This window comes from Psychromonas marina (genome assembly GCF_030161115.1).
GTDB lineage: Bacteria > Pseudomonadota > Gammaproteobacteria > Enterobacterales > Psychromonadaceae > Psychromonas > Psychromonas marina.
The window spans coordinates 127195-145389 of sequence record NZ_BSPQ01000004.1 but is presented as its reverse complement, the minus strand read 5'-3'; the positions used below and the strand labels follow the sequence as shown (position 1 = coordinate 145389).

The following is an 18195-nucleotide window of genomic DNA, read 5'->3' as shown; positions in this document are numbered from 1 at the left end:
TAAAGCGCCGCTAATTAACATGATGCTATTAGCAGCTTACGGGTTAATCATGTTGATTGATGACTACTTTTTTTCCCATGCAAATTGTTGAAATGGCTTATCCAAAGGCGTGTGCGCAAGGTGATTAGTATAGTTGCTCATTATTTTTTGTGATAAACCTAATACGATTTCAAGCAGTTGACGTTGCTCATAACCTACAGCAAAAAATGCTTCTACTTCTTGCTCAGAAATAAGGCCGCGATTGCGCACCATACTCAATGTGGTATCTCGTAATACTTGTAATCTTTCTGTTGGCATTTCCGTTTCATTACGCAATGCTTCAGTTAGCTTTGCATCTACTTGCATAGCATGTGCAATACCGGTGTGCGCAGGGACACAGTAGGTGCAGTTATGCTCAACATTAATTGTTTGCCACACCACCGTCAGCTCTTCTGCATTAAAAGAGGAGTGACTAAATAATTTCCCTACTGTTTGATAAGCCTCTAATAACCCAGGAGCCTCAGCCATCACTGCATGTAAGTTCGGTAACATACCATTTTGTTTCACCGATTGTTCGAGAATATCTTTGCTTTTGATGGGTGCAGAATCAATTGTATGTAGTGTAAATGTCGTCATTTTTATCTTCCTTAAATTAGTTTTTTTAAATTAATTGTGTCGTTGATGGAAAGAATATAACTGGATTTGAACGATCGTTCAAGATATTATTGAACAATCGTTCAAAAAAGTATTATGTAGGTAAATATTATGGCTAAAGCAGGGAAACAAAATCGTCAGGATGTTGTTGAAAAGGCAACAAATTTGTATTGGGAGAAAGGCTTCCACGGTACATCAATGCGCAACTTGCAAGATGTGATCGATATGCGACCTGGTAGTATTTATGCTGCATTTGGTAGTAAAGAGGGACTATTTAAAGAAGCATTGCAATATTATACACAGCAAGGATTCGCACAATTAACAGCATTAAAATCAACAACGGGATCACCTTTAAAAGGGTTAAAAGCCTTTGTTGAAATGGCTGTTATCGACAGCCAAGACAGTGCACCAAGTGGTATGTGTATGCTTGCTAAAACAATATCAGAGCTAACCGAAGAAAATGCAGAGTTATTAGCAGAAGCAAAATCCTTACTTCATAAAATAGAACTCAGCTTCGCCGCAACCTTTATTGAAGCTCAGGCGTTCGGCGAAGTCGACAAAGAAAAAGATGCAAAACAGTTAGCACGGTCCCTGCAAATTCAAATAATGGGGTTACGGACTTACACACGTGTCAATAATGATAACAAAGCAATCAAAGAGATGATTGATACGCTATTTCTGGCCTTCAGTGACGTCAAAAAGTAAAACTAAACAGCACATAACACCCACTATTTAATATGACTAATACACCTATAAAAAACACTGGCTTATCTAACCACTAATATTAATTAAGCGAATAAATATCGATGCTTTTTTCGCTTTTAATTAATGAACACATCCTCAAAACCTCGACTTAAAACAACAACACAAATCAACCAATTCAACCAATTCAACAGGTTACGGTTGCCAAATTAATAAATAAGATAATCTCTACATTATTAAATAACGTTTATTGGCTCCCTGTCACATAGTTTATCCTTACTCTTTGAACTACATTCCATTATGTAAACGCAAACACCACACGCATTAAAATAATACAATATGATTATAAAACACACAGCAAAAAGAGATTTCAGATGAAGAATAATAAGCAACTAGCTATTGATGCCGTGGCGTTAGTTACCCCAGCTATCGAACAGCTTTTTAATCAAACAAATCGCAAAGAACTCCATATAGTGATTATGAATCCCGCTGTTAAACCTTGGGAATCAAGCTTTGAAGATGCCGTTCTTTATGAAGCCTCTCTGGGTAAACCTCATGAATGGACAATTCCATTTGACCAGCTTGCCAGAAAAAAAGCACAACAAGCATGGCGCGATGGTTCTGCAAACATTAATCACCAAAATCTTCACCCGTCATCACTCCGTGATGGAGATGTACTTTTCTATGGCTCTTTTGTCTACGGAAATATCGTTGTTGCCTGCAGTGGCGTTCAACAATGGTTTGATATGTTAGTGAGTGGTTGGATCGCAGTCGCGATTGAGCAATTAACGATACATGAATATCAAACTCAAAAAATAGAAAACCCAACCCAAACCTACAGAGATTAATTCTGTTATTTAATAAAAAGGAAGTTTAACAATGAAAAGATTACTTAAAACTGCATTGATTACTGCAGGACTGATAATGTCAGCAAGTTCTTTCGCAGCAGATTACCCTTCTAAAAATATTCGTTTAATAGTCCCATTTGGTGCGGGGGGGGGGACGGATGCTGTAGGCCGTACTTTGGCAAATAGCAGTAAAGATATCCTTGGAACAAGTATCTCTGTAATGAATCGTACTGGTGGTGCAGGTGCGGTAGGTATGAGTTTTGGTGCGAATCAGCGCGCTGATGGCTACACGCTAACGGTTGTAACACGTGAAATTGCTTCATTGCCACAAATGGGGTTAATGCAGAATACTGCTGATGACTTTAAATTAATCCGCATGGTTAACTTAGACCCTGCAGTTATTTTAGTACCCGCTGATAGCCCATTCAACACAGTTAATGACTTAGTAGCAGAAGCAAAGAGTAACCCAGGCAAAGTAAAATTCGCTTCTACTGCAGCGCCAAACTTTTATTTGATGGCATTAGAAAAATCACAATCAATCAAACTTAACGCCGTTCCTTACAATGGTTCTGCCGAAGCAATCCCATCCGTTTTAGGTCACCATACACAAGTCACTATGGTAACGCCGGGTGAAGCGATCGCTCAGCTTCGTTCTGGTCAGCTTAAAGCATTAGGCGTTATGTCTTCTGAACGTATCTCTTACATCCCAGATGTACCAACGCTGAAAGAGCAAGGTCTAGATGTTGTAACGGGTACATGGCGTGGCATCGGAGCACCTAAAGATACACCAGATGAGATCATCGAACTACTAGGTAAAGCATTTGACCAAGCAATGGCAACTGCAGAGTTCAAAGACTTTATGGCTAAAGGTGCAATGACAATTCATCCACTAAAAGCGCAAGAGTTTACTGATTTCGTGAAAGAAGATACAAAACTTCTAGGTAAATTAATTAATTAAACAGAAGTAATTAAAGCCAAGGAGATCTCCTTGGCTTTTTTATAATCCATAACATTTAAACATTTTAGCGTTTATTCGAGAGTCTATTATGCTCAATCGCAATATTTTATTTCCCGCATTAATTATTGCGTTAAGTGCAATACTGTTAGTGCTCATCAGTCAATTCCCTGAACCCCGCTTTCAAGACGCCCCTGTCGGTGCAGATTTCTTTCCTGCTGCAATAGCCATTATTCAAATAATTATATGTGGCGTTTTAATTGTTCAACATAAAAACAACAAAAAAACAGTGAAAGAGGAACCACTGCTATCCAGTAAATCAATTTTTGGCGTGGTCTTTCTCATTGCTTACGCGGTCCTTATCAGCCTTGTTGGTTACTTACTTGCAAGCCTAATCGGTTTTACCTTTTACCTTATTTATTACAAAGTTAAAAAGCCACTTTATTACATTGTCGCGTGGATATTTGTATTCACAATTTATTTTCTATTTGGTGAAGTATTCGTTATTTCATTACCTGAAGGTTTACTCTTTTATTAAACGGTTATTACTATGGAACATTTACTCAATGGTTTTATGTCAGCATTTAGTCTGGCGGTTTTTCCGGTATTAGTTTTTGGTGTCCTTGGTGGCGTTATCCTAGGTGCACTGCCTGGTTTAACAGCGACAATGGGGGTTGCGATTTTATTGCCTTTCACCTTTGGCATGCAACCTACACCAGCACTAGTAATGCTGATCGGTGTTTACATTGGTGGTATTTACGGTGGCTCAATCGCGGCCATATTACTGAAAACGCCCGGTACGCCCGCATCAGCAGCCACAGTGCTTGATGGTCATACCATGGCGATTAAAGGATTGGCAGCAAAAGCCCTTAGTATTGCGGCTGTTGCTTCATTTATTGGTGGGTTAATTAGCACGATTGTACTGATTGCAATCGCACCAATCTTGGCTGATTTTGCCTTACGCTTTAATGCCCCAGAATACTTTGCGCTTGCCCTCTTTGGACTAACCATTATTGCCAGCGTGTCCGCTAAAAGCCTCCTGAAAGGATTATTAGCAGGCACCATCGGTTTGCTTGTTTCAATGGTTGGGTTAGACCCGATCAGTAGTGTCCCGAGATTTACCTTTGGTATAATGGACTTATACAGTGGCATTAATATCATTCCAGTATTAATCGGTTTATTCGCGATTTCAGAAGGCTTAAATCAATTAGAGAAATTATCTAATAACAAACAAGATGTAGCACCAAAATTTGATTACAAAGTGCTGAGCTTTCCTGACTTCAAGAAAATCCTACCAACCTGTATTAAAAGCGGCTTAATTGGCACTTCAATTGGCTCTGTACCTGGCGCAGGTGCTGATATATCTGCATTTGCTTGTTATAACGAAGCAAAACGTGTGGCTAAAAAACCTGAAGAGTTCGGTAATGGTTCAATGCATGGTTTAGCTGCTGCTGAGTCAGGTAATAATGGTGTAACAGGTGGTTCATTAGTTCCTTTATTAACACTCGGTGTACCGGGTGATGCTGTTTCTGCCGTTTTATTAGGCGCGCTTATTGTTCAAGGTTTAACACCGGGCCCGTTATTATTCACACAAAACCCTGAAATTGTTTATGGCATTTTTAGTTCGATGATCGTCGCTAATATTGTGATGTTATTGATTGGCTTTTTGGGTATTCGTTTCTTCTGTCGAATCATTGAAGTCCCAAAAATAATCATGATTCCAATTATCATCTTCCTATCAATCATTGGTGCATACGCGATCAATAATTCAATGTTTGATGTAGGTATTGCGATTACATTTGGTTTACTAGGTTTTATATTAAATAAATTAGAGATCCCATCTTCACCTATATTACTGGCCATTATATTAGGTCCAATGGCAGAAACGAACTTAAGAAAGTCGCTGATTATGTATGAAGGAAGTTGGTCATTTTTATACGACCGCCCAATCGCATTAGCTTTTATTTTATTCGCTGTATTTTCTGTTTATTCAACGATGAAGCTCAAAAAGAGACAACGTAGCGCATAAAAATTCACTAAACGTTAATATTTAGTTGTATTTAAATTCACCCCAAGTGTTATTGTAGTACAATAACACTTGGGAATAAGAAAATAGCAATGATTAATACTCATTGCTAACAGTCTAATTTACGACTGAACTATATTACATATAAGGGATTTCATGTCTTCAATGTTCAATAACGTCTCGAGCTCAATGAGTAAATTACATGTGCAGGTGGCTCGAAAAATCGCACGAGGTATTTTATCTGGAGATCTAGTTCAAGGGTCTAAAATCCCCAATGAGCAGGCTTTATGTGAACAGTTTTCAGTTAGTCGTACCGCATTGCGAGAAGCATTAAAATTACTCATCTCGAAAGGTTTATTACTGTCTAAATCCAAAGTCGGTACCACGGTAATGGATAAAGAAAATTGGAATTTTTTCGATCCACAGTTACTTGAATGGATGGATGGTCTTGAAAATTCAAATACTTTTAACCAGCAATTTCTTGGTTTACGCAAAGCAATTGAACCGGAAGCCTGCGCATTAGCCGCAATGAATGCTTCTGCACAACAGCGTATCGAGCTTTCTGGTACTTTCCAAAAAATGGAAACCATTGCAAAAAAATTCAATCAAGAGCGCTGGATTGAAGTCGATATGTATTTCCACCGCTTGATTTTTTTATCCACAGGCAATGATTTCTATCTGCCTTTTGGTAATGTGCTCGCCACTATTTTTAGAAGTTTTATCCACCACTCATCAAAAGATGGCGGCGCATGTATCGATGAGCATCGTGCAATTTATGCAGCCATCATGGCCGGTAACGCCGATCAAGCACGTGAAGCGTCACGCTTTTTATTGATGGCTGAAAAACATAGTTTACCTAATTAATAGTACACTTAAGCGGGTCTCTGTAACGTAAATGGCTTAGTAATAGACGCGTATTCACCTCCGCCTAGTCGTGCCAGTGGGGCAACCTTTGTGGCATCAATCGTCAACCTATTCTGCATATCCTTAGATACAACACGATCATTAATATATAACTGTTTCACTTCGACAAAAATTAACGTTTGCTGCGCATCCCCGAGCTGCTTTGTCTCATATAATTCACACCCAAAAGCCAATTCACAGTTGCTTAATCGTGGCAACGAAAATTGCTCAAAAGCAGTCGTTGTTAATCCTGTATCTGCTAATTCTGATTCACCGTGCGCTAAGGTTTTAGCTGTTTGTGTCACCAGTTCAGCATGATCCACAGAGGCAATATGAATCACCATTTTTTTATTACTGAGGATATTCGTTAAGGTATCTTTATTCTCACCATTGCTTTTTTTACCGACTGATAACATCAATAAAGCGGGTTCACTGGAAACCGCAGTGAAATATGAAAAGGGTGCTAAATTATAACTGCCATTTTCAGAATCAGTTAGCGCCCATGCGATAGGTCTTGGTATAATGGTTTGCGTCATTAAATGATAGCGCTCACTGGATGAGAACTCGGAAAAATCTAGCTGCATTAAAATTAGCCCTTATGATTGATAATCGATACCTTTGTTATAACAAAGTTCGTTAATATAGACTGGTCTTAGCTCACCATTTATCAATTAAAAATAGTATTTATTCACACCTTGGTCGCTAACCACTTATCCCATAAAATAAAAATGCTTACTCACGACATAAAGGATAGCTTTCAACATGCGTAAAACCGATAAGAAAATTGACAACCAACTGCGTAATTTATTAACTCAGATTTGTGAAGTTGCATTACAAGAGATTCAGGGTTACAAATGGGTCAGCCATAAGGTGAATTACGCCCGTTTTCCTGAATCCTTAGTGATTACTTGCACCTTTGAAGACCTTTACAGCGCAGAAAATGCAGAACAGCAAGGGATTTTACTCAACCTCATCCAACAGAAATTACGCGCTGCTAACATTGAGTTAAACAATGTGCGGAAACAGGTCTTTTTTACATCACAATAGATAGAAGCAACGATTTTCGTTGGTGATCTGCAAAAGAGTTGATCATAAATCAAGCCTCATTGGTTTAATAATATTATAATTAGATTTCCCTATTTTATTGTTACATTAAGGTTTATCTGTGCTTTCCCAATCCTACGTTAAAAAGAATATCTCCCTTGCTTGGCCATTAGCATTAAATGGACTGTTGATGCAGTCAATGTTGATGATCGATACTTTATTGGTATCACCGCTGGGTGAAATTCCTTTAGCGGCGATGGGGATCGCCACCACCATTATCGCTTCGATCCTGGGTATTCAGATGGCACTCGCTAACGGTACCCAATTGGTATTGAGTCGAGCAGTCGGTTCAGGCAATAGAGAGGCATTATCAAAAGCATTTTTCTCTGGGATGTTGATTAATTGTGCCGTCGCTGCACTATTCTGGATGTTATTAACCTTTTTTGATCGCCCGCTAATTGAGCTATTAACCGATAATAGCGCATTGCACCAAGAGGTTGTTGATTACTTAACTATCTCAAAATATATCGTATTATTTACCGCAATCACTCAAGTCATGATTGCCCTATTCAACGGCCTAGGTCGCACAAAAGTACCTTTTAAAGGTTACCTCATTGAATTACCAGTTAATGCCCTACTCTCTTATTTATTGATTCATGGCTTCGACACAATAGGGGTACTCTCTTTTGACGGTATCGGCGTTCAAGGTGCAGCTTTAGGCAGTATCATTGCGATTACTGTGCGTCTATTTTACCTCGCTTTATACATGCATTTTAGCAAAGAAATTCACATGTCAGCACCGGCTAAAAACAGCTCAATGATCAATAATATTCGTAATCATTTCATTGAAATTTTTCCGATAGCGGCTAACGTTACTATCTTATCTATTGGCATCGCGGTCTACCAACTACTCTACTCTCAGTTAGATATTAATGCTTATGTAGCTATTACATTAGTTATGCCATGGATTCGAGCAGGAATGCAGTTTGTTGCAGCGTGGTCGCACTCATCAGCGATTACTATTAGCCAAGCAATCGGCTCTAAAAAAATGGAGAATCTAACCAGAGATGTTGATGCGAGTATCAATATCGCAGTGGTTATTTCCATATTATGTGCCTTTCTTTTTGCTGCAATAAGCCTCTTTATCGCGGATATCTACCCCGACTTAAACGAGTCTACTTACCAAGCCTTAGCCGTAATTGCACCGCTCTATATCTTTTTACCAATAGTGCGCGGTTACAATACCGTGCATGGCAATATATTACGCGCCCTTGGTAAAACCACAGCTGTGTTTAAAATCAATTTTATCGGACAATGGGTTATCTCAATCCCATTATGCGCGATCATCATTATCGGTTTCGATGGTTCTGTTTTCTGGGCGTTTGCGATACAACCCTTTGAAGAAATAGTAAAGGCAATTCCTTTTAGGCAATTAGCCCGAAAATCACTATTAGAATTTGATTTAGCAAAAGCTGAAAAGCTAATGTATGACTAACTGACTCCTTATTATCGCCCACTAATTAAAAATACGTGGGCAAAAAACGTGAACTGAAACCTCTTTTTTTCCACTGTGAATTAAGGTTTAAGGCTTATCTCAAGCAACCTAAAACAACACAAGGTCATTTAAAAATCAAACACAATACACTGTGCGTCAAATGAGAGGGCCACTCCCTCTGCAGCTCACAAGCTAAGCCGCACGAAACCAGCCACTAAAAACACACATAAAAGTCAAGTACACAAAAAAACCATTTTATTATTAATGTTTTACCTTTTTATATTATGAATATTCTTCTATCATTGCTGCCCCAAAACATCTGTACCTTAAGAAGTAATCAGTATTTTTATTAATATGCCGCGCCATGCTAATTATACTATTACTTAAATAATTTATTTCTCAATTCAACTTGCATTACATTCAGGTTAATTGCTTTTAATAATAAATAGTTTGTACATACCTATGTGTATAGGTATCAGCACGAAGCGTGCCCTAAATGGTTAATAAGGGTTGTACATAAATGGAGTTTATATGCTGTCTTTTTCTATTAAACAAAAAATTATATCACTAACTGCATTTAGCTTTATTGGCTTTAGTAGCATCTTCTTTGTTGGTAGCGATGCGTTATCAGCAAGTACTAAAAGCGTTGCAAATATCCATCAGGTTTATTATCCCGTAATGAACCTCGCCTCACTTAATCAAGTGCAATTAGATCAACTTTCAGAACGTTTTAATTTGGCGGTAACCATTGGTGACGATGAAATGATCGATACTAATGCAGAAACACTTCAACAGATGTTAGCAGCTTTTAATAAACAAAAACTGTTATTGCCAAGCCAAAGACACTCTATTGATATCTTATCCCAAGATACTCAACGTTATTTTGATAAAGCACGAAACATTGCTCAAGGAATGATTGATGGAGATATTAATCTTAGTGACGTCGCTATTTTAGCATCCGAAAGTAATCAATTATTAGACCAATTACAAAAAGATGTAAGTAATTTTCGTGATGCTCGTGCTCAAGACTTTGAAGCCTCAGTTATACAATTAGCGCAAAGTAACGCTAGCGCCAATAATACAATGAAGCTATTTGGCATTATTGCCCTTATTTTAGTTTCTGTAATGGGGTGGCTAGCCTTTTCTGGTATAAGAAAAGACCTAGATACCATCACCAACAAGATGCATGACATAGCACAAGGAGAGGGTGATCTAACAGCGCGTCTAGTCCATGAAAAAAATGATGAGTTAAAAGGCTTGTCTGATGCTTTTAATTTGTTTGTAGAAAAATTACAAAAAAATGTCACAGAGACAATTACTAATGTCGCCCAACTAAATGACATTTCATGCACCTTAGTGACAGCAAGCGAAACAACATCTTCATTATCAGCAAAGCAGTACCAATCCGTTGAGGAAGTAAGTCACTCTCTAGCACAACTATCAGATGCGGCACGTAATATTGCTCAAAATGCCAACGATGCCTCACAAGCCGCACGCAGCGCAAGTGAGCAAGCCCTGCTTGGCGAACAGCAAGTTCAAAACACTATATCGTCGGTTAAAGAATTAACGCAGGATGTTAACGCTGCCTCAGAAGTTGTTATCCATTTAGATTCAAGCACTCAAAATGCAGGCTCGATCCTTGATTCAATCAATGCAATTGCTGAGCAAACAAATCTACTTGCATTAAATGCAGCCATTGAAGCGGCACGAGCAGGTGAACAAGGCCGTGGTTTTGCTGTTGTAGCCGATGAAGTACGCACACTTGCAGCTCGAACACAAACATCAACACAAGAGATTCAAAAGGTACTTGCTGAGCTGCAGGAAGGTGCCAAAGAAGCGGTAACAATTATCGCTAATAGCGCTGCTAAAGCCTCTTCATGTGTAGATGAATCTCTATTAGCAGAGCAATCCTTGCAGCGTATTACCGCTGATGTCAAAGAGATCACTGAACGTAATGAGATGATTGCTTCAGCCACTGATGAGCAAGAGCAAACATCGAGTAATATTGATGCAAATGTTAATGAAATACACGCAATGGCAGAAGGTACAGCTAAAAGCGTTGAAGAAGTGAATAGTGCAGCTCAAGATATTGATCACGTCACTGGCAATCTTTATCGACTTACGAATCAGTTTAAAGTGGTGTAACAGATCTGTTTATAAATAATTAGTAAAACACCAGATATGGATTTCAGAACAATTAAAACAACAAAGGAAGTTTAAAATGAAAAAAACGTTAGTTTCTGCAGCTATCTGCCTCACATTTAGTGGTGCCCATGCCGCCAGTTTAGATGATATTAAAATTAGTGGCTTTGGCTCAGTAGCTGTTGGTAAATCAAACAATGATGTTGGTTACGCTGGTTACACAAGTGAGCGCTGGGATGTTTCTCAAGATACCCTTGCCGGTATTCAATTAGATGTGAAGATTAATGATAAAGCAAAATTTGTAACGCAAGTAGTCTCAAACGCACGTTATGACTATGATCTTTCTGTAGAAATGGCATACGTAAGTTACGATTTTGGTTTGCTGACCGCTAGGTTAGGTAAATTACGCACTCCAATGTTTATGTATTCAGATTATTTAGATGTGGGTTATGCATACCCTATGTTACGCCCTTCGCAAGAACTCTACGAGAATTTAATTATTTCTAGCTACACGGGTATGGATCTATTAATTCCAATAGAATTTGATGATTCTTCTCTGGTATTGCAACCTATTGTCGGCATCGGCGAAGTGAATGAGCGAGATTCGCAGTTTGGCAAAGTAACCTTAGATAAAATGTGGGGTTTAACCGCACACTGGTATGTAGGTGATTTCACCTTTAGAGGATCCTATGTCACCGCAACAACCAGTTATAACTCTCCAGATGAAGTAGCTTATATAGAAAACATGCTAGATAACCAAAAAGGTCAATTTATTTCACTGGGTATGCAATATGATAATGGTGACATGTTAGCGATGGTAGAACTTGCAGATACATCGCTAGAGGGTGAATTCTCTGACACATTATCTGCTTCAGGCTTATTTGGATATCGCTTTGATAATGTCATGCCGTATTTAATGGTTAACTGGGTTAAAACCACCGACAATGATGAAAGGGATTTTTCTCCTTATGCACCTCTGTTCAACTTTGAGCGTATGGCTTATTCAATCGGTACTCGTTGGGACTTCGCCAAAAGCATGGCTTTTAAAGTCGATTTAACCTATGCCGATTATCAAGATACAAGTGGTGGATTTGTAAATAATATTGGAGCTGCAGGTAACTTTATTGAAGCAGACTCTCTTGTCTATTCTGCCGCTGTTGATTTTGTATTTTAGGAGATAACATGAAAAAAATTACTTTATTAATATCAGCGCTAATTTTATCTTTTAACGCTTCCGCAGCAATGGTTGTCATTGGTCACTCGTCAGGGATCGATGCACTGAGTGTAAGCGATGTTAAAAAACTGTTTATGGGTAAAAAAACTCGATTAGCAAACGGTGAAAAAGCAAAGATTATTGAACTTGCTGACGGTAATGCGGAGCGTCTAGCCTTTCACGCAGCAACCACCGGTCGCAGTGAATCGCAGTTGCAATCTGCTTGGTCACGTTTAGTTTTTACCGGAAAAGCTGATGCACCAACACAAGTGGCTGATGATATTGCAATGATTAAAGCAGTTTCAAGCAGTACAAATGCAATTGGTTATATTGATGAGGCCTCTGTCACAGCAGAAATTAAAGTTCTCTTAAAGCTATAGATTAATACTTTAATCGCCCTCACTTAGACTTTCTAGTGAGGGCTTATTAGTATCCTGATAAATTATGACTTACTACCCGGTTCCTGTTTAGCAAATCAACCAACAAGATAATCTTCCCCACAAAACCTATCCACTTGATAGTATTTTTAACGTTGCCGATTAGCGCCCCCACCTTTATTCATACTTTTATTGTCCATATCATTTCGTTTTTATGTAAACAATCTAAAAACCGAAGGGTATTGATATGTAAATGACCAAAAAGCAACGATATATTCATGTGAAAAGTTATAAGTAGATCATTTTTATTCGTTATAAAATTAAACAAAGCGTGACCAGTAATGCAATACGTTATATTTCAACTTTGGGGAATCTTCACCATCTGTATTATTCAGAACACCAGTATTGTACGACAATATTATAAATGACATCTGATCGATAAAAGAGACTTTAAAATGAAAAACAAACTTATTCTTGCAGGCTCAATTTTACTAGCCTTACCTACAATAGCCTTAGCTGACGTTGCTAATAATGGCGTTTCATACCCAGTTCCAGCAGACAAATTTGATATGCGTAATTGGAAAATCACCATTCCTTCAGATATTAATCAAGATGGTCGAGTTGATGAGATCGAAGGTGTTGCAATGATGAGTTACTCACACTCAGATTTCTTCTTTTTAGATAAAAATGGCAACTTAGTTTTTGAAGTACAAAACCAAGCTATCACTACTAAAAACTCTAAAAATGCACGTTCAGAACTGCGTGAAATGCCACGTGGTGCAAATTTCTCTATCGATACAGCAGATAAACTTAATCAATGGGCGCTTTCAAGCCACCCAGAAGCGAAAAGCTACAGCCGTGTTGGTGGTACGTTAGAAGCAACGCTAAAAGTTAACCATGTATCTGTAAATGCAAAACACTCTGATCGTCCAGCCGCGCACTCTGTTGTTGTCGGTCAAATTCATGCAAAGAAAAATAATGAAAAAATAAAAGCAAAAACGGGTTATGGACACGGTAATGAACCAATAAAAATATTCTTCAAGAAACTACCTGGGCACGAATATGGTTCAGTATTCTGGAACTACGAACGTAACCTTGAGAAAAATGATCCTAACCGTGCAGATATTGCAATACCAGTATGGGGTAATACTTGGGAAAATCTTGAAGCACCAGGTAAAGCAGGTATCGCATTAGGTGAAGACTTCAGCTACAAAGTCGCTGTTGAAGGGACGATGATGCACCTAACTTTTGAAACTGCACGTCACAAAACAGTAACTTACAATATTGATCTAAGTAAAGGTTATGATGAACTAGATTTCGAACATGGTTATGCTGCTGATGATTTTTACTTCAAAGCGGGTGCATACGGTCAATGTAGCGTAAGTGACAAACACCCTATTTGGGGACCTGGTTGTGAGGGTACTGGTGATTTCGCTATCGATAAAAAGAATGGTAACTACAGCAGCGTAAGCTTCTCTGAACTTAAGCTTAACGGAAAATAATCTTCCTAAATAATACGCTTAAAATGAAAGGGTCTATTTTTCTAAAATAGGCTCTTTTTTATTTTTATATCCTCTAAATAGATCCACCTCCACGCTATTACAAAACCAATTAACGTATAGTAGTCCTTTATCTCAAACAGTACTTTTATAATACAAATAGAGTTCATAAAGTGATCCTTTGCTATATATAAGTACCTAGTCAGCCAGATGCAATAGGGAGAGTATCTTATGAGTTACCAAGGACAGCTAATTACATTCATGCCAAATAGGGTGTGGCGATCTTACGTAGGAGGAAAGACGCTCGATTATTTACAGAATGTAAATGAACCAACTGATTCACACTTTCCAGAAGAGTGGATAGCATCAACAGTTCAAGCGGTTAATCCGGGTAGAGAGTCCCATATTGAAGGTATCTCTAAAGCTATTATTGCTTCGGAGCCTTGTGATTTTGCTCAACTTATCCAATCTGATCCCAACTACTTTCTGGGCCCTAAACATGCCAAGAAATACGCAACTAATCCTATGGTACTGGTTAAATATTTAGACTCTTCGGTGAGACTTCATTTTCAAGCGCACCCCACGGCAGAATTTGCCAAACAGAAACTAAATTCAAACTCAGGCAAAGCAGAAGCTTATTATATTCTTGATATAAGAGAGGGTATTTCTGATCCCTATATCTATCTAGGTTTTCAACATCCGCCGAGCCGAGAAAACCTTAAGCAGATGATTGAAAACCAAGAGATCAATAACATAGAGTCCTGCTTTAAAAAAATTCCTGTAAAAGCCAATGATTGCTTTTATATACCGGGTGGTATGCCGCATGCCATTGGTGAAGGAATTTTAATGATTGAAGTGATGGAACCTTCGGATTGGGCCGTCAGATTTGAATTTGAGAAATCCGGTTACACCCTGCCTGAAGAAGCACGTTTTATGAAACGAGGGTTAGACTTTTGCTTAGACGTATTTGATTACACACAATATACACCTGAATATATTCAGCAGAACTTCAAACAAAAAGCACGCAAAATAGCGCAATATAATAAACACTCTTATAAAGAATCACTGGTAGACGCAGCAACAACCGATAGATTTAGAATATGCAAATCAACGATTCTCGGTAGTGTGACAAAAACAGAAGATGAGTTTTTTATTGCGGTGGTAACAAAAGGTAGTTGTACTATCAAAACCACCTCGCAAACATTACAGTTATCGCAATACGAGACGTTTTTTTGCCCCTATGGTTTGAGTGAATTTAGCATCATCGCCGAAGATGGCGCTGAAATAATAGAGTGTTACCCTCCTTTATAAACAACGATTAAGCGTATAAAAAACCGAACCTAAAAATAGGTTCGGTTTTTTATATTAACAAAGTACTCTAAACAGAATCATTTAAAGAAACTGCGCTTTAATCCCATCTCTAAACCACGCACTTCCGCTAACCCTTTCAAACGACCAATTGCAGAGTAACCCGGGTTAGTTTTTTTACGTAAATCATCAAGCATTTGATGACCATGATCTGGGCGCATCGGTATAGCACGCCCTTCACCACTTTTTTCACGGCGATGCTCTTCTTTTAAAAGCGCCATCACTACGTTATACATATCAACATCACCATCAAGGTGTGCCGCTTCATGGAAGCTCATTGGGTTTTCTTCTCGTTGCGTTGAACGCAGATGAGAGAAATAAATACGATCTCCATATTGATTAATCATATCAACTAAATCATTGTCTCCACGCACACCATAAGAGCCTGTACACATAGTCAAACCATTGTTTTTGCTTGGCACTTCAGTCGTCAACCATTGAATATCTTCAATCGTTGAGACAATACGTGGTAAACCCAAAATAGGACGTGGTGGATCATCAGGATGCACCGCCATTTTCAACCCCGTCGCTTCACAAACAGGCATTAAGGATTGCAAAAAGTAAGCGAGATGTTCACGTAACTTATCTTTGCTAATTCCAGCATAGCGATCCAGTTGTGCTTGAAATTCAGTGAGCGTATAGCCCTCTTCTGCACCCGGTAAACCGGCGATGATATTAGCGGTTAATTTATCGATATCAGCCTGAGTCATATTGTTAAAATATTGCTCTGCTTGTACGATTTCATCGTCATTGTAAGCCGACTCAGCATCAGGTCTTTTTAAAATATGTAGTTCAAATGCAGCAAAGGCGATCTGATCAAAACGTAAAGCACGCGAGCCATCTTCAAGCTCATAAGCGAGATCTGTGCGTGTCCAATCAAGCACAGGCATGAAGTTATAACAAACCGTATCAATGCCACATTTAGCAATATTTTCAATACTTTGCTTATAGTTATCGATCCATTGCTGAAAGTTACCGGTTTGCGTTTTAATCTCTTCATGCACAGGCACGCTTTCAACGACTGACCACGATAATCCTTTCGCTTCAATGATCGCTTTACGCTTTAAAATCTCTTCGACAGTCCAAACCTCACCATTTGCAATGTGGTGTAACGCATTCACAATACCTGTTGCGCCTGCTTGCTTAATATCGTCAAGTGAAACGGGATCATTTGGTCCATACCAACGCCAAGTTTGTTGCATCTATTACCTCTATCTGGGTTATCTATTTGGGCTATTTAAGTGACTGCGCTAAAAAACGGCTGCAATGTAAATTAAAAGACCCTTTGCAGCGAAATAGCGAACATATAATAAAACATACAGCACAAAAACAAATATTGGTATGCCAAAATCAAGTTGCAAGGGTATATTGTATACCAATAATTAAAAAGGTGATTGAGCTCTTATCTTTTGCCGCTAATACAGATAATCATTTGGAGAAGTAATGTCTATTGCCAGCACCCCATTAACCGCCTCTGTTACCCCTAGTCAAGTGGACCAGAAAAAACTGAAAAGTCGCATTGTACATATTGGTTTTGGTGCATTTCATCGTGCACATCAAGCGTTATATACCCACGATGTACTAGAAAAAACAGCAGGTGATTGGGGGATTTGTGTTATCAGTTTGTTTAGTGGTCATGAACTAATTAAAAAACTTCGCGCCCAACAACATCGCTATTTGGTGGCCGAAAAAGGGGCACACAAGACCATTGTCAAAGAGATCGCTTCGGTCAATGAATCACTGCACCCTATGCTTGATGGTAAACAAGCCGTGATAGAAAAAATGGCTGAACAACAGGTTGAGATAGTCTCGATGACCATCACTGAAAAGGGTTATTGCATTGATCATACAACTGGAAAATTAGATGAGAACAATCCATTAATTCAAAATGATATAGCTACACCAAGCGAACCAAAATCCGCCATTGGTTATATTGTAGAAGCACTTCGTTTGCGTCGAGAACGCGGCCTGCAAGCTTTTACCGTCATGTCCTGTGATAACGTACAAGAAAATGGTCACAATGCTCAAATCGCGGTATTAGGCCTTGCACGCTTACAGGACAATGAACTTGCTCAGTGGATTGAATCTCATACCACTTTCCCTTCTACCATGGTAGATAGAATCGTGCCCGCAGTGACACCCGAAACATTAACTGAAATTACCGCGATGACAGGAGTAGATGATCCCTGCGCAGTCGCTTGTGAACCTTTTCGCCAATGGATCATTGAAGATAATTTTGTACAAGGACGTCCAGATTGGAATATTGCTGGGGCAGAGTTTGTGCAAAATGTTGTGCCCTTTGAAGAAATGAAGTTAAGAATGCTTAATGGCAGCCATTCATTTTTAGCTTACCTCGGTTATCTCGGCGGTTATCAACATATTTCCGATACCATGGCTAATCCATGTTACCAACAAGCAACATTAGACCTAATGCTCAAAGTGCAGGCGGTCAGCTTAAACATGCCTGTGGGAACCGATCTAGCAGGGTACGCTGAACTACTTATTAAGCGCTTTAGCAACCCGTCACTAAAACACCAAACGTGGCAAATTGCGATGGATGGTAGTCAAAAAATACCACAACGATTTGTTGGCTCTTTATTATTTCATTTACAACATGAAAGTGACTATAAATGGCTCGCCATGGGCATTGCGGGCTGGATGCATTACGTGGGCGGGGTTGATGAGCAGGGAAAAATAATTGATGTGCGCGATCCACTGGCGCAGACCTTCATCGATATCAATGACAGCCATTATAATCATCCACAGAGAGTCAAAGCGCTGCTAGGCATTGATTCTATTTTTGATAAAGCATTATTAGCAAACGATGAATTTGTTGAAACAGTCACGACAGCTTATCAACTTATCGCAACGCATGGCGCTAAACAGGCAGTCACATCACTGTCATCGCTTTAATCAGACTAGGATAGCGTTTGTTTATTGTATAAAATCAATACTTAAGTTTATCTATTCTATTAATTGAGAAATATTAA

The 18195-nt window shown here is 38.8% G+C and carries 17 protein-coding genes; 14 read left to right on the top strand and 3 right to left on the bottom strand.

Translation table 11 applies throughout. The annotated features are described in order from the left end of the window. Positions 1-63: 63 nt before the first annotated feature. Positions 64-615, bottom strand: a complete 552-nt coding sequence (locus QQK09_RS08120; protein WP_284203631.1) for a carboxymuconolactone decarboxylase family protein — start codon at positions 613-615, stop codon at positions 64-66. Positions 616-744: 129 nt separating this feature from the next. Here QQK09_RS08120 and QQK09_RS08115 point away from each other — a divergent pair, with 129 nt between their 5' ends. From QQK09_RS08115 to QQK09_RS08090, 6 genes are all read left to right on the top strand, one after another. Continuing rightward, a complete protein-coding gene (locus tag QQK09_RS08115; protein ID WP_284203630.1) occupies positions 745-1338 on the top strand; it encodes a TetR/AcrR family transcriptional regulator in 594 nt (197 codons plus the stop codon). A 371-nt stretch (positions 1339-1709) separates the two neighbouring features. Next, positions 1710-2183 (top strand): hypothetical protein, encoded by a 474-nt coding sequence (locus QQK09_RS08110; RefSeq protein ID WP_284203629.1) that lies wholly within the window; start codon positions 1710-1712, stop codon positions 2181-2183. Between the two features lie 31 nt (positions 2184-2214). Then, complete coding sequence (locus QQK09_RS08105; RefSeq protein ID WP_284203628.1) at positions 2215-3141, top strand: tripartite tricarboxylate transporter substrate binding protein; 927 nt, start codon at positions 2215-2217, stop codon at positions 3139-3141. Between the two features lie 88 nt (positions 3142-3229). Continuing rightward, on the top strand, positions 3230-3676 hold the full coding sequence (locus QQK09_RS08100) for a tripartite tricarboxylate transporter TctB family protein (protein WP_284203627.1): 447 nt from the start codon (positions 3230-3232) through the stop codon (positions 3674-3676). Positions 3677-3688: 12 nt separating this feature from the next. Then, the gene (locus QQK09_RS08095) at positions 3689-5167 is read left to right on the top strand and encodes a tripartite tricarboxylate transporter permease (RefSeq protein ID WP_284203626.1); all 1479 of its coding nucleotides are present in this window, start codon (positions 3689-3691) and stop codon (positions 5165-5167) included. A gap of 153 nt (positions 5168-5320) precedes the next feature. Continuing rightward, positions 5321-6028 carry a FadR/GntR family transcriptional regulator gene (locus QQK09_RS08090; protein WP_284203625.1) on the top strand — a complete coding sequence of 236 codons (708 nt, stop codon included), beginning with the start codon at positions 5321-5323 and terminating at the stop codon, positions 6026-6028. Between the two features lie 8 nt (positions 6029-6036). Here QQK09_RS08090 and QQK09_RS08085 read toward each other — a convergent pair whose 3' ends face one another. Beyond that, entirely contained in the window at positions 6037-6651 is a 615-nt protein-coding gene (locus QQK09_RS08085; RefSeq protein ID WP_284203624.1) for a flavin reductase family protein, read from the bottom strand. A gap of 178 nt (positions 6652-6829) precedes the next feature. On the opposite strand from QQK09_RS08085, the gene QQK09_RS08080 reads away from it, so the two are divergent. From QQK09_RS08080 to QQK09_RS08050, 7 genes are all read left to right on the top strand, one after another. Then, positions 6830-7114, top strand: coding sequence for a Fis family transcriptional regulator (locus tag QQK09_RS08080; RefSeq protein WP_284203623.1), 285 nt, complete (start codon positions 6830-6832; stop codon positions 7112-7114). A 118-nt stretch (positions 7115-7232) separates the two neighbouring features. After that, positions 7233-8606 (top strand): MATE family efflux transporter, encoded by a 1374-nt coding sequence (locus QQK09_RS08075; protein WP_284203622.1) that lies wholly within the window; start codon positions 7233-7235, stop codon positions 8604-8606. A gap of 531 nt (positions 8607-9137) precedes the next feature. Next, positions 9138-10751, top strand: a complete 1614-nt coding sequence (locus tag QQK09_RS08070; RefSeq protein ID WP_284203621.1) for a methyl-accepting chemotaxis protein — start codon at positions 9138-9140, stop codon at positions 10749-10751. Positions 10752-10827: 76 nt separating this feature from the next. Then, the gene (locus QQK09_RS08065) at positions 10828-11922 is read left to right on the top strand and encodes a hypothetical protein (protein WP_284203620.1); all 1095 of its coding nucleotides are present in this window, start codon (positions 10828-10830) and stop codon (positions 11920-11922) included. A gap of 8 nt (positions 11923-11930) precedes the next feature. Further along, positions 11931-12341 carry a type 2 periplasmic-binding domain-containing protein gene (locus tag QQK09_RS08060; RefSeq protein ID WP_284203619.1) on the top strand — a complete coding sequence of 137 codons (411 nt, stop codon included), beginning with the start codon at positions 11931-11933 and terminating at the stop codon, positions 12339-12341. A 452-nt stretch (positions 12342-12793) separates the two neighbouring features. After that, complete coding sequence (locus tag QQK09_RS08055) at positions 12794-13840, top strand: polysaccharide lyase family 7 protein (protein WP_284203618.1); 1047 nt, start codon at positions 12794-12796, stop codon at positions 13838-13840. Positions 13841-14068: 228 nt separating this feature from the next. After that, positions 14069-15148, top strand: coding sequence for a class I mannose-6-phosphate isomerase (locus QQK09_RS08050; protein WP_284203617.1), 1080 nt, complete (start codon positions 14069-14071; stop codon positions 15146-15148). Positions 15149-15225: 77 nt separating this feature from the next. Here the strand turns inward: QQK09_RS08050 and uxuA are convergent, their stop codons facing one another. Beyond that, the gene (gene uxuA, locus QQK09_RS08045) at positions 15226-16407 is read right to left on the bottom strand and encodes a mannonate dehydratase (RefSeq protein ID WP_284203616.1); all 1182 of its coding nucleotides are present in this window, start codon (positions 16405-16407) and stop codon (positions 15226-15228) included. A 241-nt stretch (positions 16408-16648) separates the two neighbouring features. Between uxuA and QQK09_RS08040 the strand changes: the two genes are divergently transcribed. Beyond that, entirely contained in the window at positions 16649-18118 is a 1470-nt protein-coding gene (locus QQK09_RS08040; protein WP_284203615.1) for a fructuronate reductase, read from the top strand. The last annotated feature ends 77 nt before the right edge of the window (positions 18119-18195 follow it).